Raw genomic sequence first — 14,479 nt, 5'->3', positions numbered from 1 at the left:
ACGTGCGTCGCTCACGGTCAGACATCACCGCCGATCGTGTTCCGCTCGCTGGGCTGGACGTAGACCAGCCCCTCGCCCTCGAAGCGGATCTGGAAGGACTCGCCCGATCCCTCGCCCATGAAGGTCCGGAAGTTCACGCCCGTCTGGAACTCCTGCCGCAGGTCCCCGGTGTGGGCCACGTACGCCCCCGGGTCCACCTGGAGCGGAAACCGCTGTGTGACGCGCAGCACCACCGCCGGGCCGTCCGACATCAGCGCGGCCGTGCCGGTGCCCTCGACGGTGGTGGTGAACAGGCCGTTGCCCTGGGAGGCGCCGCGCAGCCCGGTGAAGGTGGTGCCGGTGCGCAGGGAGCCGTCGGCGCACAGCAGGTTGCTGGACTCCACATGGAGCTTCTGCCCCTGGAGCGCCACCAGGCTGATGTCGCTCGCGCGGTCGGCGAAGTAGCAGGTGCCCTGCCCCTTCACCTCCATCATCTCCATCTGTTCGCCGGTGAGGCGGCGGGTGACCATGCCGCGCAGGCCCTCACCGCCGCCGGTGAGCTTCTTGAAGGCCATCCGGCCTTCGTAGGCGACCATCGAGCCGTTCTTGGCCCTGACCGTGTCGCCTGCCAGGTCGACGGCGAGGACCTTGCCGCCTTGGAGTCGGAACTGAGCCACGGTGCGAATCTACCCGGATGCGGGCGCCCGGCGGGAGGCTGCCACAATGGCAGAGCTTGTGCATCCCTTCACAAAGGATCTCCCGTGGACCTCAAGACCGCTTCGGCGCTCCGCCGCCTCCGGCTCGTCTCCACCCCGGAGGCGGTCTCCTTCCTGCTGCTTCTGGTGTGCTCCGTGCTCAAGCGCACGACCGAGTTCAACGCGGTGCCGGTGATGGGCGCCGTCCACGGCGCCCTCTTCGTGCTCTACGTGATCTTCTGGCTGGACGCCTGGAACCGCGCCAGGTGGCCGCTGGGCCGCGCCGCGCTCTACTTCGTACTCTCGGTGCTGCCCGGCGGCGGTTTCTACGCCGACCGGCTGCTGCGCCGCGAGGCCGAGGCGAGCGTGATCGCCGCCCGGGCCCGCGCCGAGCACGCCAAGCAGACCGAGCGGCCCCGCACGGGGGCGGTGGACGCGTGATCGTCGCCTTCTCGGTCACTCCGCTCGGGGTCGGCGAGGACGTGGGGGAGTACGTCGCCGACGCGGTGCGCGTGGTCCGCGAGTCCGGGCTGCCCAACCGCACCGACGCGATGTTCACCTCCATCGAGGGCGAGTGGGAGGAGTGCATGGAGGTCGTGCGGCGGGCGGTGGCCGCCGTCGAGGCCCGGGCGCCGCGCGTCTCGCTCGTCCTCAAGGCCGACATCCGCCCTGGTGTCACCGACGGTCTGACCTCCAAGGTCGCCACCGTCGAGCGGCACCTGGGCTGAGCGCCGTCCCACCCCGTCCCGTCCGGCGGTGGCGACGCCGGACGGGACGGACCGAGTGCTGAGACGGAGCTGACCACGATATGACCGGCCGGTAAGGTCGTAGCCGTGCCGAAGCCGCTCAGCCTGACGTTCGACCCGATCGCCCGCGCCGGCGAACTGTGGAAGCAGCGATGGGGCTCCGTGCCCTCGATGGCCGCGATCACCTCGATCATGCGCGCGCACCAGATCCTGCTCGCCGAGGTCGACGCCGTCGTCAAGCCCTACGGTCTGACCTTCGCCCGCTACGAGGCGCTGGTGCTGCTGACCTTCTCCAAGGCGGGCGAGCTGCCGATGTCGAAGATCGGCGAGCGGCTGATGGTCCACCCCACCTCCGTGACCAACACCGTCGACCGCCTGGTGAGGTCCGGCCTGGTGGCCAAGCGCCCCAACCCCAACGACGGCCGCGGCACGCTCGCCTCCATCACCGACCGGGGGCGCGAGGTGTGCGAGGCCGCCACCCGCGACCTGATGGCGATGGACTTCGGACTGGGTGCGTACGACGACGAGGAGTGCGACGAGATCTTCGCGCTGCTCAGGCCGCTGCGTGTGGCCGCGGGGGACTTCAGGGAAGGCTGAGCCGCGCTCTTGCCGGGTACTCGCCGGACCGCCGGGTTCCGCCGCCCCGGGGCCCCGGCCGGGCGCCGCGCGGTGCCGGTTACGCTCGTGTGCATGAAGAAGAGCGTGCTCACCCGCTACCGGGTGATGGCCTACGTCACCGGTGTCCTGCTGGTCCTGCTGGTCATCGGCATGATCGGCAAGTACCTGCTGGAGATGGAGGCGGCGGAGGGCTTCACCTACGTCGTCAGCCTCGCCCACGGCTGGCTGTACGTGCTGTACCTGATCTTCGCCTTCGACCTGGGATCCAAGGCGAAGTGGAAGTTCGGCAAGCTGGCCTGGGTGCTGCTCGCCGGCACCGTCCCCACCGCCGCGTTCTTCGTCGAGCGGAAGGTCTCGCGCGAGGTCGAGCCGCTGGTCGAGGACGCCGAGGCCGTCCCCGCCGAGGCCTGAGGGCTCCCCGGGAGCCCGGGCCCGCGGTCGAGGCCCGCTGGACCGTCCGTGTGCGCCACACCGCACCGGGCGGTCCTCCATCGACAATTACTTGGACGTCCTAGTAAATTTGTGCGTATGGACGCTGACGCCATCGCAGAGGGCCGCCGCCGCTGGCAGGCCCGGTACGACGCCGCACGCAAGCGGGACGCCGACTTCACCACGCTCTCCGGCGACCCCGTCGAGCCGGTCTACGGCCCCGCGCCCGGCGACACCGTCGAGGGGTTCGAGAGGATCGGCTGGCCCGGGGAGTTCCCCTTCACCCGCGGTCTGTATCCCACCGGCTACCGCGGCCGGACCTGGACCATCCGCCAGTTCGCGGGCTTCGGCAACGCCGAGCAGACCAACGAGCGCTACAAGATGATCCTCGCGGCCGGCGGCGGAGGGCTGTCGGTCGCCTTCGACATGCCCACCCTGATGGGCCGCGACTCCGACGACCCGCGCTCGCTGGGCGAGGTCGGCCACTGCGGTGTCGCCATCGACTCCGCCGCCGACATGGAGGTCCTCTTCCGGGACATCCCGCTGGGCGACGTCACCACCTCGATGACGATCAGCGGCCCGGCCGTGCCGGTGTTCTGCATGTATCTGGTGGCCGCCGAACGGCAGGGCGTGGACCCCGCCGTCCTCAACGGCACGCTCCAGACGGACATCTTCAAGGAGTACATCGCGCAGAAGGAGTGGCTCTTCGAGCCGGAGCCGCACCTTCGCCTGATCGGCGACCTGATGGAGCACTGCGCCCGGGGCATCCCGGCGTACAAGCCGCTGTCGGTCTCCGGCTACCACATCCGCGAGGCCGGCTCGACGGCCGCGCAGGAGCTGGCGTACACCCTCGCCGACGGCTTCGGCTACGTGGAGCTGGGCCTCTCGCGCGGCCTGGACGTGGACGCCTTCGCGCCCGGCCTGTCGTTCTTCTTCGACGCGCACCTGGACTTCTTCGAGGAGATCGCCAAGTTCCGCGCCGCCCGGCGGATCTGGGCGCGCTGGATGCGGGACGTGTACGGCGCGAAGAGCGAGAAGGCGCAGTGGCTGCGCTTCCACACCCAGACCGCGGGCGTCTCGCTCACCGCCCAGCAGCCGTACAACAACGTGGTGCGCACCGCCGTGGAGGCGCTGGCCGCGGTGCTGGGCGGCACCAACTCCCTGCACACCAACGCCCTGGACGAGACCCTCGCCCTGCCCAGCGAGCAGGCTGCGGAGATCGCGCTGCGCACCCAGCAGGTGCTGATGGAGGAGACGGGCGTGGCCAACGTGGCCGACCCGCTGGGCGGCTCCTGGTACATCGAGGCGCTGACCGACCGGATCGAGGCCGACGCCGAGAAGATCTTCGAGCAGATCAGGGAGCGCGGCCGCCGCGCGGTGCCGGACGGCAACCACCCCATCGGCCCGATCACCTCCGGCATCCTGCGCGGCATCGAGGACGGCTGGTTCACCGGGGAGATCGCCGAGGCCGCCTTCCGCTACCAGCAGTCGCTGGAGAAGGGCGAGAAGAAGGTCGTCGGCGTCAACTGCCACACCGGCTCGGTCACCGGAGACCTGGAGATCCTGCGGGTCAGCCACGAGGTGGAGCGCGAGCAGGTGCGGGTGCTGGCCGACCGCAAGGCCGCACGCGACGACGCGCGCGTGCGCGCCGCTCTGGACGGGATGCTGGCCGCAGCCCGGGACGGCTCCAACATGATCGAGCCCATGCTGGAGGCGGTGCGTGCCGAGGCGACGCTGGGCGAGATCTGCGGGGTGCTGCGCGAGGAGTGGGGCGTCTACACCGAGCCCGCCGGTTTCTGAGGCGGCACCCGGCACGCGGTCGACCACCGTGCGCAGCGCCGTGTTCCGGGCCCCGCCCGGCTCCCGTCCCTCCGGTACGGGAGCCGGGCGTCCGGCCTGCCACCGCGCCTCCGGACGGCACCGGAGGCCGTCAGGCGCCCACGGAGCCGGGTCCGTCCGGGGCGGGCCGGGAGCCGGGCGACAGACCGTGCAGCAGCAGGGCGGTCAGGGCGCGGGCCCACATCGGGGTGATGCTCTCCGCGCTGACCAGCGAGCGGTGGACGACCGCGCCCGCGATCACGTCGAAGATCAGGTCGACGGCGCGGTCCGCCGCGGCGGCGCCCTCCGGGCCGGGCGCGTCGGGCGGGAGCTCGCCGCGGGCCTGGGCGCGGCGGCGGCCCTCGACCACCAGGTGCTTCTGGCGCTCCACGATGGCGGTGCGGATGCGGGTGCGCAGCGCGTCGTCGCGGGTGGCCTCGGCGACGACGGCCATCAGGGCCGTCTTCGTCTCCGGCCGCTCCAGCAGCGCGGCGAAGGCGAGCACCACGCTCTCGACGTCCGCCCGCAGGCTGCCGAGGTCGGGCAGCTCCAACTCGTCGAAGAGGACGGCGACGGCGTCCACGACCATCTCGCTCTTGTTCGCCCAGCGGCGGTAGAGGGTGGTTTTGGCCACCCCCGCGCGCATGGCCACGTCCCCCATGGTCAGCCCGCCCCAGCCCAGCTCGACCAGCGCCGAGCGCGTCGCGTCGAGGATCGCGCGGTCGGCCGCGGCGCTGCGCGGCCTGCCCGTGCGTCGAGCGGAATCGGCCATGGGGTGACTGTAACCGGGGTCGTGAGTTACGCTACGAGGCGTATCGAAACGCCCGCTCCGAGGGCCCGGAACGGGCGGCGATCACGCGACAACCACTGGCGCCGGACGGGGACCCGGCGCCGATGTGCGACACGCTGCACGGAACGGTCCGGAAACGGGGGAGACTGGTCACATGCAGCCACGCAACATGTCCATGAGCGGAGTGGTCGACCTCGCCGCGGTGAAGGCGGCCGGGGAGGCCAAGCAGAAGGCCGAGGAGGCCCGTGCCCGGGCCGCACGGCAGCAGGGCGGGGCCGGTGGTGCCGACGCGGCCGGAGCGGTCCCGGTGTCCCTGGTGATCGACGTCGAGGAGGCGGACTTCGAGCAGGAGGTGCTCCAGCGCTCCGCCGAAGTCCCGGTGGTCATCGACTTCTGGGCCGAGTGGTGCGGTCCGTGCAAGCAGCTCGGCCCGCTGCTGGAGCGGCTGGCGCACGAGTACGCCGGGCGCTTCCTCCTCGCCAGGATCGACGTCGACCGCAACCAGGCGCTCTTCCAGCAGTTCGGGGTGCAGGGCATCCCGGCCGTCTTCGCGGTGGTGGCCGGCCAGGCCCTGCCGCTGTTCCAGGGCGCGGCGCCCGAGCAGCAGGTGCGCGAGGTGCTGGACCAGCTCGTCCAGGTCGCCGAGCAGCGCTTCGGCATCACCGGCATCTCCGTGGAGGGCGGCGAGCAGGCCCCGGCCGCGCCCGTCGCGCCGGAGGACCCGGCGCTGGCGGCCGCCCACTCCGCGCTGGACGCGGGGGACCTGGGCGGCGCGATCCAGGCGTACCGGAACGTACTCGCCGACGACCCGGCCAGCACCGAGGCCAAGCTGGGCCTGGCACAGGCCGAGCTTCTGCAGCGTGTCCAGGGGCTGGACGCGGCCCAGGTGCGCAAGGAGGCGGCCGAGGCGCCCGCCGATGTCCGGGCACAGCTGAGGGCGGCCGACCTCGACCTGGCCGGCGGGCACGTGGAGGACGCCTTCGGGCGGCTGGTGGAGGCGGTCCGCCGTACGGCGGGGGACGACCGGGAGACCGCCCGGGTGCGTCTGCTGGAACTCTTCGAGGTGGTCGGGAACGAGGATCCGAGGGTGGTCGCGGCACGCGGTGCCCTTGCCCGAGTGCTTTTCTGACCTGCCGGTTCCGGTGGTCCGGGACTTATTGACATAACGATCAACAGCGGCCGCGACTTTACCGAAACTTGGTAATCGCGGCCGCTGTTACTCGTAGTAAGCCGCCTGGGGTGTTCGGTCCCGCAAAGTCCGTTTGATCCGCTCGCCCATCGTTTCTCCCGGCAACCCTGGGTGCCTGATTGATCACTTTCGGCGCAGGCCCCGTCATCTTCCCGTTACTCGCAAGTAACGAGCCCCTTGTGCCCCGGCCTCTCATGCACCACGATCGGCCACGCTCGGTCCATCGTCCGCAGCCCGGCACACCACGCCCGGGCAGAGCCGGGCCATGGGTCCCCACCGGGTGGGCCGGCGTCGGTGACGCCGGTCGCGGACAGGGGGGTCTCTGCCCAACGGCGGGGCCTGTCCGGCAGGTTGCGCGAGAGCGTGGCCAGTGGTTGTCGCTCGGGGGTGATCGCCGGCGCTCCGGAAGCAGGTGAATCCGGGGAACGGCGCTCTCCTTCCCGAGGACGTAGCACTTCTCCCATCCCGTCCGGGCCGGGCCCGGACCGGAGATGTACGTCCGAGAAGGAGGAAAGTCATGGAGTCTGTGGCTCGTGGCGGGACCAGATGGAAGCGGTTCGCCGTCGTCATGGTCCCCAGCGTCGCCGCCACGGCGGCGGTCGGGGTCGCCCTGGCACAGGGTGCACTCGCCGCGTCGTTCAGCGTCTCCGGTCAGCAGGCGAAGGTCTCGGTTGACCGGCTGGACGGCAAGGGGTTCGTGCAGTACGGCACGATCGACACCGTGCACGGGGGCAAGAAGGTCCCCGTCGCCGTGTCGGCCTTCAAGAGCGCCGAGCTCAGGGGCCTGTGCCAGTCCGTCGTGATCCCCGTTCCGGTCTTCGGCGATGTCTCGGTGAAGCTGAACGCGGGCAACAACGGCAAGGTCGTCGAGGCGAAGAACCTCTACATCGACCTCGACCAGCTCGACGCCGACGCCACGTTCAAGAACATCAACATCGGTGTCTCGGCGAACGACACGAGCAAGGGCCCGGGCCTGAAGGACGGCGACTCCGTGCTTCCGGGCTCCTTCGCCCAGGAGGCCGACGAGGCGGTGCTCACCGGCGTCAAGCAGACGTCCTGGGCCACCAGCGCCGGCACCTTCAAGCTCTCCGGCCTTTCGCTGAACGTCGCCAAGGGCAAGAACGAGTGCTTCTGACGCACTGAGCGGAGAGGGGGCGGGGGACCGCCGAGCCGGCCCCCGCCTCCCCGCAGTGCCATCGATCTTTATGGACAGTTCGGCCCTAGGGAGCTGTTTTCTGATGAGTGCCGAGTCGCCGGGAGCGCGTGAACGCATCAGCCACTGGCGGCAGTCGTTCCGCCTGTGGCGCTGGCAGCGCCCCTTCTGGGCGGGACTGCTGACGCTGCTGGGCGGTGTGCCGATCATCTGGATCCCGTACGCCGACCCCAGCCTGAGCCAGTTGTCCTTCCGGCTGGCGACCACCACGGGCTCCGGATCGCTGATCATCGGCGTGCTGCTGTTCGTGCTGGGCCTGACCCTGTGGTTCCAGCCGCACTCCCGGGTGTTCAGCGGAGTCGCCGCCATCCTGCTGGCCCTGGTCTCGCTGGTGGTCTCCAACCTCGGGGGCCTCTTCGTGGGCTTCCTGCTGGCGATGGTCGGCGGCGCGATGGCCGTCTCCTGGGTGCAGAGCAAGGAGCGGCCGGCCGAGCCCGCGGAGACCGGGGAGGTCCCCGGTGGTCCCGCACCCGAAGAGGCTCCGCAGGAGGTGGGCCTGAACATCGTCGAGCCGGCCCCCGCCGGGGCGGACGACGGACAGAACGGGGCGCACCGTGACGCCTGAGGAGTTGAACCGTGAGGACCGGGAGGCTGCGGCCGCGCCGGCCCGGCGGACGAGAACCGGGCCGCGCCACGCCGCCCCCAGGAAGCCGCTGCTGACCCGGCTGCACGTTCCCGCCGGCAAGGCGATAGCCCTGGCCGCCATGCCGTCGGCCGTGCTCATGGGCATGGGGCTCACCCCCAGGCTCGCCCTCGCCGAGCCGCTGCCCGAGAACCCCTTCAGGGACGGGCCGTGCGTGACCGCGCCCGACAAGGAGGCGGAGGAGGACAGCGGGCAGAAGGCGGAGAAGGACGAGTCCGGCCAGGGCGGTAAGGACGGCGGAAGCGGCCGGAACGAGTCCGGCAAGGACGCGAAGCCGGGCGCCACCCCCGCGCCGGAGCCCGGCGCCACGGCGCCCGCCGAGCCGCCGGCCGACGGCGGCGCCGGAGGCGGCGAGGAGGAGGACGCCGGTACGCCGGAGCCCGAGCCGACCCCCTCGGAGTCCGAGGAGCGCAACCCGCTGGACCCGCTGGGCATCGGCGACGCCATCAAGGACCTGTTCACCCCGGACGAGGAGAAGGACGAAAGCGCGCGGGCCGAGGCCGCGGCCGAGCCCTCCGCCTCGCCGAGCCCGTCGCAGTCCGGGGAGTCCGGGGAGTCCGGGGACGGAGGCTCCGACACCCCGGTGAAGGACGCCGTCGAGAGTGCCGCCGGCAGTGTCGGGAAGGGGCTGAAGGACACCACCGACCGCGTCGGCGACGCGGTGGAGGACACCACCGGCAAGGCGCGCGAGAAGGCCGGGGAGGCGGCGGACGACGCGACCGCCCCCGGGACGGACGCGTCCGGCAAGGAACCCTTCCCCTGCCCGACCTACGACGCCGAGGCGCTGGCCGAAGCCGAGGAGGAGCAGACCGAGGCGGTGCTGCCCAACGCCCCGTGGCTGCTGGAGACCAGCCTGCTCACCCTCCACGGCCTGGACTACCACGGCATCGTCAAGGTCCGCACCCACAACGGCACGGTCAAGAACGTCCTGAAGTTCACCGCCCGCTCGGTGGACATCCGGGACCTGCACCAGCTGGTGGAGGGCCCCGGCGGCAGCACCGCGCACGTCAGGGCCGCCAAGGGCAGCACCTCCACCATCCGCAACGGCACGGTGACGATGTACACCGAGGAGCTGAAGGGCAAGCTCTTCGGGCTCATCCCGATCACCTTCAGCCCCGAGTCGCCGCCGCCGCTGAACATCCCCGAGGTGTTCTTCACGGACGTGTCGGTCAGGCAGGCCGGCCAGTTCGGCGGAGACCTGCACATCCCGGGCATGAAGCTCTACAACGAGAACTGACACCCGCCGCCGTTCGCCGCGCCGCGGGCGAGGGGCCGGGTGGCCGGCCGGTCAGCGCTTGTCGCTGCCCAGGTGGTGCACCAGCACCATGTTGGTGGTACCGGGGATACCGGGAGGCGAGCCGGCCGTCATGATCATGGTGTCGCCGATGTTGTACCGCTGGAGCTTGAGCAGCTCGGCGTCGACCAGGTCCACCATGTCGTCGGTGTGGTCCACGTGCGGCACCACGAAGGACTCCACGCCCCAGCTGAGCGTGAGCTGGCAGGCGGTGGAGGGCTCGGTGGTGAAGGCCAGGATCGGCTGGGCGGCCCGGTAGCGGGAGAGCCGCCGGGCGGTGTCGCCGGACTTGGTGAAGGCGACCAGCGCCTTGCCGTTGAGGAAGTCCGCCATCTCGCAGGCCGCGCGGGCCACCGAACCGCCCTGGGTGCGCGGCTTCTTGCCGGACACCAGCGGCTGGAGGCCGCGCGAGAGCAGCTCCTCCTCGGCGGCCTGGACGATCTTCGACATCGTCTTGACCGTCTCGATCGGGTACTGGCCCACCGAGGACTCCGCCGAGAGCATCACCGCGTCCGTGCCGTCCAGGATCGCGTTGGCCACGTCGGAGGCCTCGGCGCGGGTGGGCCGGGAATTGGTGATCATCGACTCCATCATCTGGGTCGCCACGATCACCGGCTTGGCGTTGCGGCGGCACATCTCGATCAGCCGCTTCTGCACCATCGGGACCTTCTCCAGCGGGTACTCCACCGCCAGGTCGCCGCGGGCCACCATCACGCCGTCGAACGCGAGGACCACGTCCTCCATGTTCTCCACCGCCTGCGGCTTCTCCACCTTGGCGATCACCGGGACCCGGCGGCCGACCTCGTCCATCACCCGGTGGACGTCGCGGACGTCGGCGGCGTCGCGCACGAAGGAGAGCGCCACCATGTCGCAGCCCATCTCCAGCGCGAACCTCAGGTCCTCGACGTCCTTGTCCGACAGGGCCGGGACGTTGACCGCCACACCGGGCAGGTTGATGCCCTTGTGGTCGGAGATCACACCGCCCTCGATGACGATGCAGCGCACCCGGGGACCGTCCACGTCGATCACCTGGAGGGCGACGTTGCCGTCGTTGATCAGGACCGTCTCGCCCTTGGAGACGTCGCCGGGCAGGCCCTTGTAGGTGGTGCCGCAGATGGTGCGGTCGCCGGGGACGTCCTCGGTGGTGATGGTGAACTCGTCGCCGCGCACCAGCTCGACGGGACCGTCGGCGAAGGTCTCCAGGCGGATCTTGGGCCCCTGGAGGTCGGCGAGCACGCCGATGGCGCGCCCGGTCTCCTGGGAGGCCTTGCGCAGACGGTGGTAGCGCTCCTCGTGCTCGGCGTGGCTGCCATGGCTCATGTTGAAGCGGGCCACGTTCATGCCGGCCTCGATCAGCGTCTTGAGCTGATCGTAGGAGTCCACGGCGGGGCCCAGGGTGCAGACGATTTTGGAACGGCGCATGGGGGCGATCCTATCTTTTGTTCAGTGGCGGAACGTTCCAGGGGGTGAGCTGGCTCACTTCCGTCCCGTGGTGCCGTCGCCCACCAGCGCATACGTCTGGCCGGCGATCTCCAGCTCCTCGTCGGTGGGCACCACGGCCACCGCCACCCGCGCGTCGGGCGGGGATATCAGCCGGGGCCCGCCGCCGCGCGCGGCGTTCAGCTCCGCGTCCACGGCCAGGCCCAGACCCTCCAGCCCGTCGACGGCGGCCCGCCGCACCGGTGCGGCGTTCTCACCGACCCCGGCGGTGAAGGCCACCACGTCCACCCGGCCCAGCACCGCGCAGTAGGCGCCGATGTACTTCTTCAGCCGGTGGACGTAGATCTCGAAGGCCAGCCCCGCCGACTCCGCGTCCGGCCCCTCGCCCGCCATCCGGCGCAGGACCTCCCGCATGTCGTTGTCCCCGCACAGGCCCAGCAGACCGCTGCGCTTGTTCAGCAGGACGTCGATCTCGTCCACCGACATCCCGGCCACCCGCGCCAGGTGGAAGACCACCGCCGGGTCGATGTCACCCGAACGGGTGCCCATCACCAGGCCCTCCAGCGGGGTGAGCCCCATGGAGGTGTCCACGCACCGCCCGCCGCGCACCGCCGAGGCCGATGAGCCGTTGCCCAGGTGCAGCACGATGACGTTCACCTCGGACGGATCCCGGTCCAGCAGCTCGGCCGCCCTGCGCGAGACGTACGCGTGCGAGGTGCCGTGGAAGCCGTAGCGGCGCACCCGGTGGGCGTCGGCGACGGCGGTGTCGATGGCGTACCGGGCGGCGTACTCCGGCATCGTCGTGTGGAAGGCGGTGTCGAAGACCGCCACCTGCGGCAGGTGCGGCGCCAGCTCGACGGCCGTGCGGATGCCCGCCAGATTGGCCGGGTTGTGCAGCGGCGCGACGGGCACCAGGCGCTCGATCTCGGCCAGCACCGCGTCGTCGATCACGGTCGGCTCGGTGAAGCGTCGCCCGCCGTGCACCACCCGGTGGCCGATGGCGGCCAGTTCGGGGGAGTCCAGTCCCAGCCCGTCGCGGGCCAGTTCACCGGCCACCGCCTCCAGCGCCGCCTGGTGGTCGGGGACCGGCTCCTCGCGCTCGCGGCGCGGCCCGCCGGCCGGGTCGTGGCGCAGGTACGAGGTGCGCTCGCCGATCCGCTCGACCAGGCCGGCGGCCGGGCGGGAGCCGTCGGCCATGTCCAGGAGCTGGTACTTCACCGACGAGGAACCGGTGTTCAGGACGAGGACGCGGGTGCCTCTCACTCGCTCGCAGCCTTCCCCTCGGGGCCGGTCGGTCCGGCGGATTGCGCGGACCCGGCGGATTCGGTCGATCCGGCCGGCCCCGCGGGCCCCGCCGGGCCGGCCGCAGCGCCCGCGGCCCGCCGGCTGTGCTGTGCCTGGATCGCGGTGATCGCCACGGTGGTGACGATGTCCTGCACCAGCGCGCCGCGCGAGAGGTCGTTGACCGGCTTGCGCAGACCCTGCAGGACCGGGCCGACGGCCACCGCGCCGGCCGAGCGCTGGACGGCCTTGTAGGTGTTGTTGCCCGTGTTCAGGTCCGGGAAGACCAGCACGGTGGCCCGTCCCGCGACCTTCGACTCCGGCAGCTTGGTCGCCGCCACCGACGGCTCCACCGCCGCGTCGTACTGGATCGGACCCTCCACCAGCAGGTCCGGGCGGCGCTCGCGCACCAGTTCCGTCGCCCGCCGCACCTTGTCCACGTCCGCGCCGGAGCCGGAGGTGCCGGTGGAGTACGACAGCATCGCGATCCGCGGGTCCACGCCGAACCGGGCGGCGGTGGCGGCGGACTGGACGGCGATGTCGGCGAGCTGCTCGGCGTCCGGGTCGGGGTTGACCGCGCAGTCGCCGTACACCAGCACCTTCTCGGCCAGGCACATGAAGAACACCGAGGAGACGATCCGGGCGTCCGGCTTGGTGCGGATGATCTCGAAGGCCGGCCGCAGCGTCGCCGCCGTCGAGTGGGCCGCGCCCGAGACCATGCCGTCGGCCAGCCCCTCCTGGACCATCAGGGTGCCGAAGTAGGAGACGTCGGCCACCTGGTCGTAGGCCAGCTCGTGGGTGACGCCCCGGTGGGCGCGCAGCTTCGCGTACAGCTCGGCGAAGCGCTCGCGCAGCGGCGAGGTGTACGGGTCCACGGCGCGGGCGGAGGCGCCCGTCCCCTCGGGCAGCTCCTCGGGCCCCAGCAGGCCCAGGTCGATGCCCAGCTCGGCGGCGCGCTTGCGGATCTCGGTCTCGTCGCCCAGCAGCGTCAGATCGCACACCCCCCGGCGCAGCAGCACCTCGGCCGCCCGCAGCACCCGTTCCTCGGTGCCCTCCGGCAGGACGACGTGGCGGCGGTCGGACCGCGCCCGCTCGATCAGCTCGTGCTCGAACATCATCGGGGTGACCCGGTCGCCGCGGCTCACCGAGAGCCGCTCGGTGAGCCGGGCGGTGTCCACATGGCCCTCGAAGAGGCCGAGGGCGATCTCGGCCTTGCGCGGATTGGCCGTGGTCAGCCTGCCCTCCAGGGACATCAGCTCCCCGGCGGTGGAGAACGACCCGCCGGGCACCGACAGCACCGGAGTGCCCGGGGAGAGCCGGGCGGCCAGTGCCATCGTCTCCTCGCCGGGGTGCTCCCCGACGGTCAGCAGCACCCCGGCGATGGCGGGGGAGCCCGCGGAGTGGGCGGCCAGCGCGCCGACGACCAGGTCCGCTCGGTCGCCGGGGGTGAGGACCAGGCATCCCTCGGTGAGGGCGGGCAGGAAGGTCGGCAGCGTGGCGCCGCCGAAGACGAAGCCGCGCACATCGCGGGCGAGCCCGGCCGGATCCCCCTGGAGGACCTTCGCCCCCAGCGACTGGGCGACCTGGGTGACGGTCGGCGCGGCCAGCGCGGGGTCCTCGGGCAGGGCGTACACCGGCACCGGAAGATGCCCGTCCAGTCCGACGGCGCCGGCCGCCGCGCCGTCCGCCACCCGGTTGGCGATCATCGCGAGGACCTCACAGCCCAGCGAGGCGTACGCGTGGTAGGCGTTGCGGATCTCGGCGGTCAGCGAGTCGGTGTCCTGACCGGTGCCGGCCACCACCGGCAGCACCGGGGCGCCGAACTCGTTGGCCAGCCGGGCGTTGAGCGCCAGCTCCGCGGGCAGGCCGGTGTCGGCGAAGTCGGTGCCCAGGACGAGGACGGCCTCGTAGTCGCGGGCGACGGTGTGGAAGCGGTCGACCAGCCGGGACACCAGTTCGTCGGTGCCCCGGTCGGCCAGGACGGCCACCGCCTCGTCGTAACCGAGCCCGACCACGGTCCCGGCGGGCTGAGAGAGCCGGTAGCGGCTGCGCAGCAGGTCGTAGATGGGGTCGGGGCCGTCGTGGGCGAGCGGGCGGAAGACGCCGACCCGGCCGGTCCGCCGGGACAGGAGTTCCATGACTCCCAGCTCCACGACCTGGCGGCCGTCCCCGCGGCCGATGCCGGTCACGTACACGCTGCGCGTCACGTGTGCTCTCCCTGCTCGTCGTGCCCTGGACCCTCCGGGCCCTGTCCTTCCCGTCGGGTACCCGGGCACGCCGCGGCGGAAAAGCGCCGAAGAGACCGCAGGGGCCGCAGAGGCCGCGGGGACCCGGCGGGAGTCCC

At 71.8% G+C, this 14,479-nt stretch carries 14 protein-coding genes; 9 read left to right on the top strand and 5 right to left on the bottom strand.

From position 1 onward, the window contains the following. Positions 1-17: 17 nt before the first annotated feature. The gene (locus tag ACW69E_RS07850; RefSeq protein WP_457497460.1) at positions 18-656 is read right to left on the bottom strand and encodes an AIM24 family protein; all 639 of its coding nucleotides are present in this window, start codon (positions 654-656) and stop codon (positions 18-20) included. Between the two features lie 84 nt (positions 657-740). Between ACW69E_RS07850 and ACW69E_RS07845 the strand changes: the two genes are divergently transcribed. From ACW69E_RS07845 to ACW69E_RS07825, 5 genes are all read left to right on the top strand, one after another. After that, positions 741-1,115 (top strand): DUF3817 domain-containing protein, encoded by a 375-nt coding sequence (locus tag ACW69E_RS07845; protein ID WP_457497459.1) that lies wholly within the window; start codon positions 741-743, stop codon positions 1,113-1,115. After that, positions 1,112-1,402 (top strand): MTH1187 family thiamine-binding protein, encoded by a 291-nt coding sequence (locus tag ACW69E_RS07840; RefSeq protein WP_237878614.1) that lies wholly within the window; start codon positions 1,112-1,114, stop codon positions 1,400-1,402. Before ACW69E_RS07845 ends, ACW69E_RS07840 begins: the two co-directional genes overlap by 4 nt. A gap of 105 nt (positions 1,403-1,507) precedes the next feature. After that, complete coding sequence (locus ACW69E_RS07835) at positions 1,508-2,017, top strand: MarR family winged helix-turn-helix transcriptional regulator (RefSeq protein ID WP_457497458.1); 510 nt, start codon at positions 1,508-1,510, stop codon at positions 2,015-2,017. A 93-nt stretch (positions 2,018-2,110) separates the two neighbouring features. Beyond that, positions 2,111-2,449, top strand: coding sequence for a DUF3817 domain-containing protein (locus tag ACW69E_RS07830; RefSeq protein WP_457497457.1), 339 nt, complete (start codon positions 2,111-2,113; stop codon positions 2,447-2,449). 117 nt (positions 2,450-2,566) lie between these two features. Beyond that, positions 2,567-4,267, top strand: a complete 1,701-nt coding sequence (locus ACW69E_RS07825; protein WP_457497456.1) for an acyl-CoA mutase large subunit family protein — start codon at positions 2,567-2,569, stop codon at positions 4,265-4,267. Positions 4,268-4,397: 130 nt separating this feature from the next. Here ACW69E_RS07825 and ACW69E_RS07820 read toward each other — a convergent pair whose 3' ends face one another. Next, a complete protein-coding gene (locus ACW69E_RS07820) occupies positions 4,398-5,057 on the bottom strand; it encodes a TetR/AcrR family transcriptional regulator (protein ID WP_457497455.1) in 660 nt (219 codons plus the stop codon). Positions 5,058-5,229: 172 nt separating this feature from the next. On the opposite strand from ACW69E_RS07820, the gene ACW69E_RS07815 reads away from it, so the two are divergent. The 4 genes from ACW69E_RS07815 to ACW69E_RS07800 all read left to right on the top strand — a co-directional run bounded on the left by ACW69E_RS07815 (position 5,230) and on the right by ACW69E_RS07800 (position 9,357). Further along, on the top strand, positions 5,230-6,204 hold the full coding sequence (locus ACW69E_RS07815; RefSeq protein ID WP_457497454.1) for a tetratricopeptide repeat protein: 975 nt from the start codon (positions 5,230-5,232) through the stop codon (positions 6,202-6,204). 577 nt (positions 6,205-6,781) lie between these two features. Beyond that, on the top strand, positions 6,782-7,399 hold the full coding sequence (locus ACW69E_RS07810; RefSeq protein WP_457497453.1) for a DUF6230 family protein: 618 nt from the start codon (positions 6,782-6,784) through the stop codon (positions 7,397-7,399). A gap of 103 nt (positions 7,400-7,502) precedes the next feature. Then, the gene (locus ACW69E_RS07805) at positions 7,503-8,042 is read left to right on the top strand and encodes a DUF6114 domain-containing protein (protein WP_457497452.1); all 540 of its coding nucleotides are present in this window, start codon (positions 7,503-7,505) and stop codon (positions 8,040-8,042) included. 4 nt (positions 8,043-8,046) lie between these two features. Further along, positions 8,047-9,357, top strand: coding sequence for a hydrogenase expression protein HypF (locus ACW69E_RS07800; protein ID WP_457497451.1), 1,311 nt, complete (start codon positions 8,047-8,049; stop codon positions 9,355-9,357). 51 nt (positions 9,358-9,408) lie between these two features. Here ACW69E_RS07800 and pyk read toward each other — a convergent pair whose 3' ends face one another. From pyk to pta, 3 genes are read right to left on the bottom strand one after another with little or no spacing between them, the layout of a single operon-like run. Beyond that, complete coding sequence (gene pyk, locus ACW69E_RS07795) at positions 9,409-10,836, bottom strand: pyruvate kinase (protein ID WP_457497450.1); 1,428 nt, start codon at positions 10,834-10,836, stop codon at positions 9,409-9,411. A gap of 54 nt (positions 10,837-10,890) precedes the next feature. After that, the gene (locus ACW69E_RS07790) at positions 10,891-12,117 is read right to left on the bottom strand and encodes an acetate kinase (protein WP_457497449.1); all 1,227 of its coding nucleotides are present in this window, start codon (positions 12,115-12,117) and stop codon (positions 10,891-10,893) included. After that, positions 12,114-14,342 (bottom strand): phosphate acetyltransferase, encoded by a 2,229-nt coding sequence (pta, locus tag ACW69E_RS07785; RefSeq protein WP_457497448.1) that lies wholly within the window; start codon positions 14,340-14,342, stop codon positions 12,114-12,116. The genes ACW69E_RS07790 and pta overlap by 4 nt, the downstream gene beginning before the upstream one ends. Between the last annotated feature and the right edge of the window lie 137 nt (positions 14,343-14,479).

It is taken from the genome of Streptomyces sp. SS8 (genome assembly GCF_054072955.1).
Note: the sequence above shows the minus strand (reverse complement) of the source record. Positions and strands in the feature narration are given on the sequence as shown.

Coding starts and splice junctions, on each gene's coding strand:
- ACW69E_RS07830 (WP_457497457.1), top strand. CDS start 2,111: ATGAAGAAGAGCGTGCTCACCCGCTACCGGGTGATGGCCTACGTCACC.
- ACW69E_RS07825 (WP_457497456.1), top strand. CDS start 2,567: ATGGACGCTGACGCCATCGCAGAGGGCCGCCGCCGCTGGCAGGCCCGG.
- ACW69E_RS07820 (WP_457497455.1), bottom strand. CDS start 5,057: ATGGCCGATTCCGCTCGACGCACGGGCAGGCCGCGCAGCGCCGCGGCC.
- ACW69E_RS07815 (WP_457497454.1), top strand. CDS start 5,230: ATGCAGCCACGCAACATGTCCATGAGCGGAGTGGTCGACCTCGCCGCG.
- ACW69E_RS07810 (WP_457497453.1), top strand. CDS start 6,782: ATGGAGTCTGTGGCTCGTGGCGGGACCAGATGGAAGCGGTTCGCCGTC.
- ACW69E_RS07805 (WP_457497452.1), top strand. CDS start 7,503: ATGAGTGCCGAGTCGCCGGGAGCGCGTGAACGCATCAGCCACTGGCGG.
- pyk (WP_457497450.1), bottom strand. CDS start 10,836: ATGCGCCGTTCCAAAATCGTCTGCACCCTGGGCCCCGCCGTGGACTCC.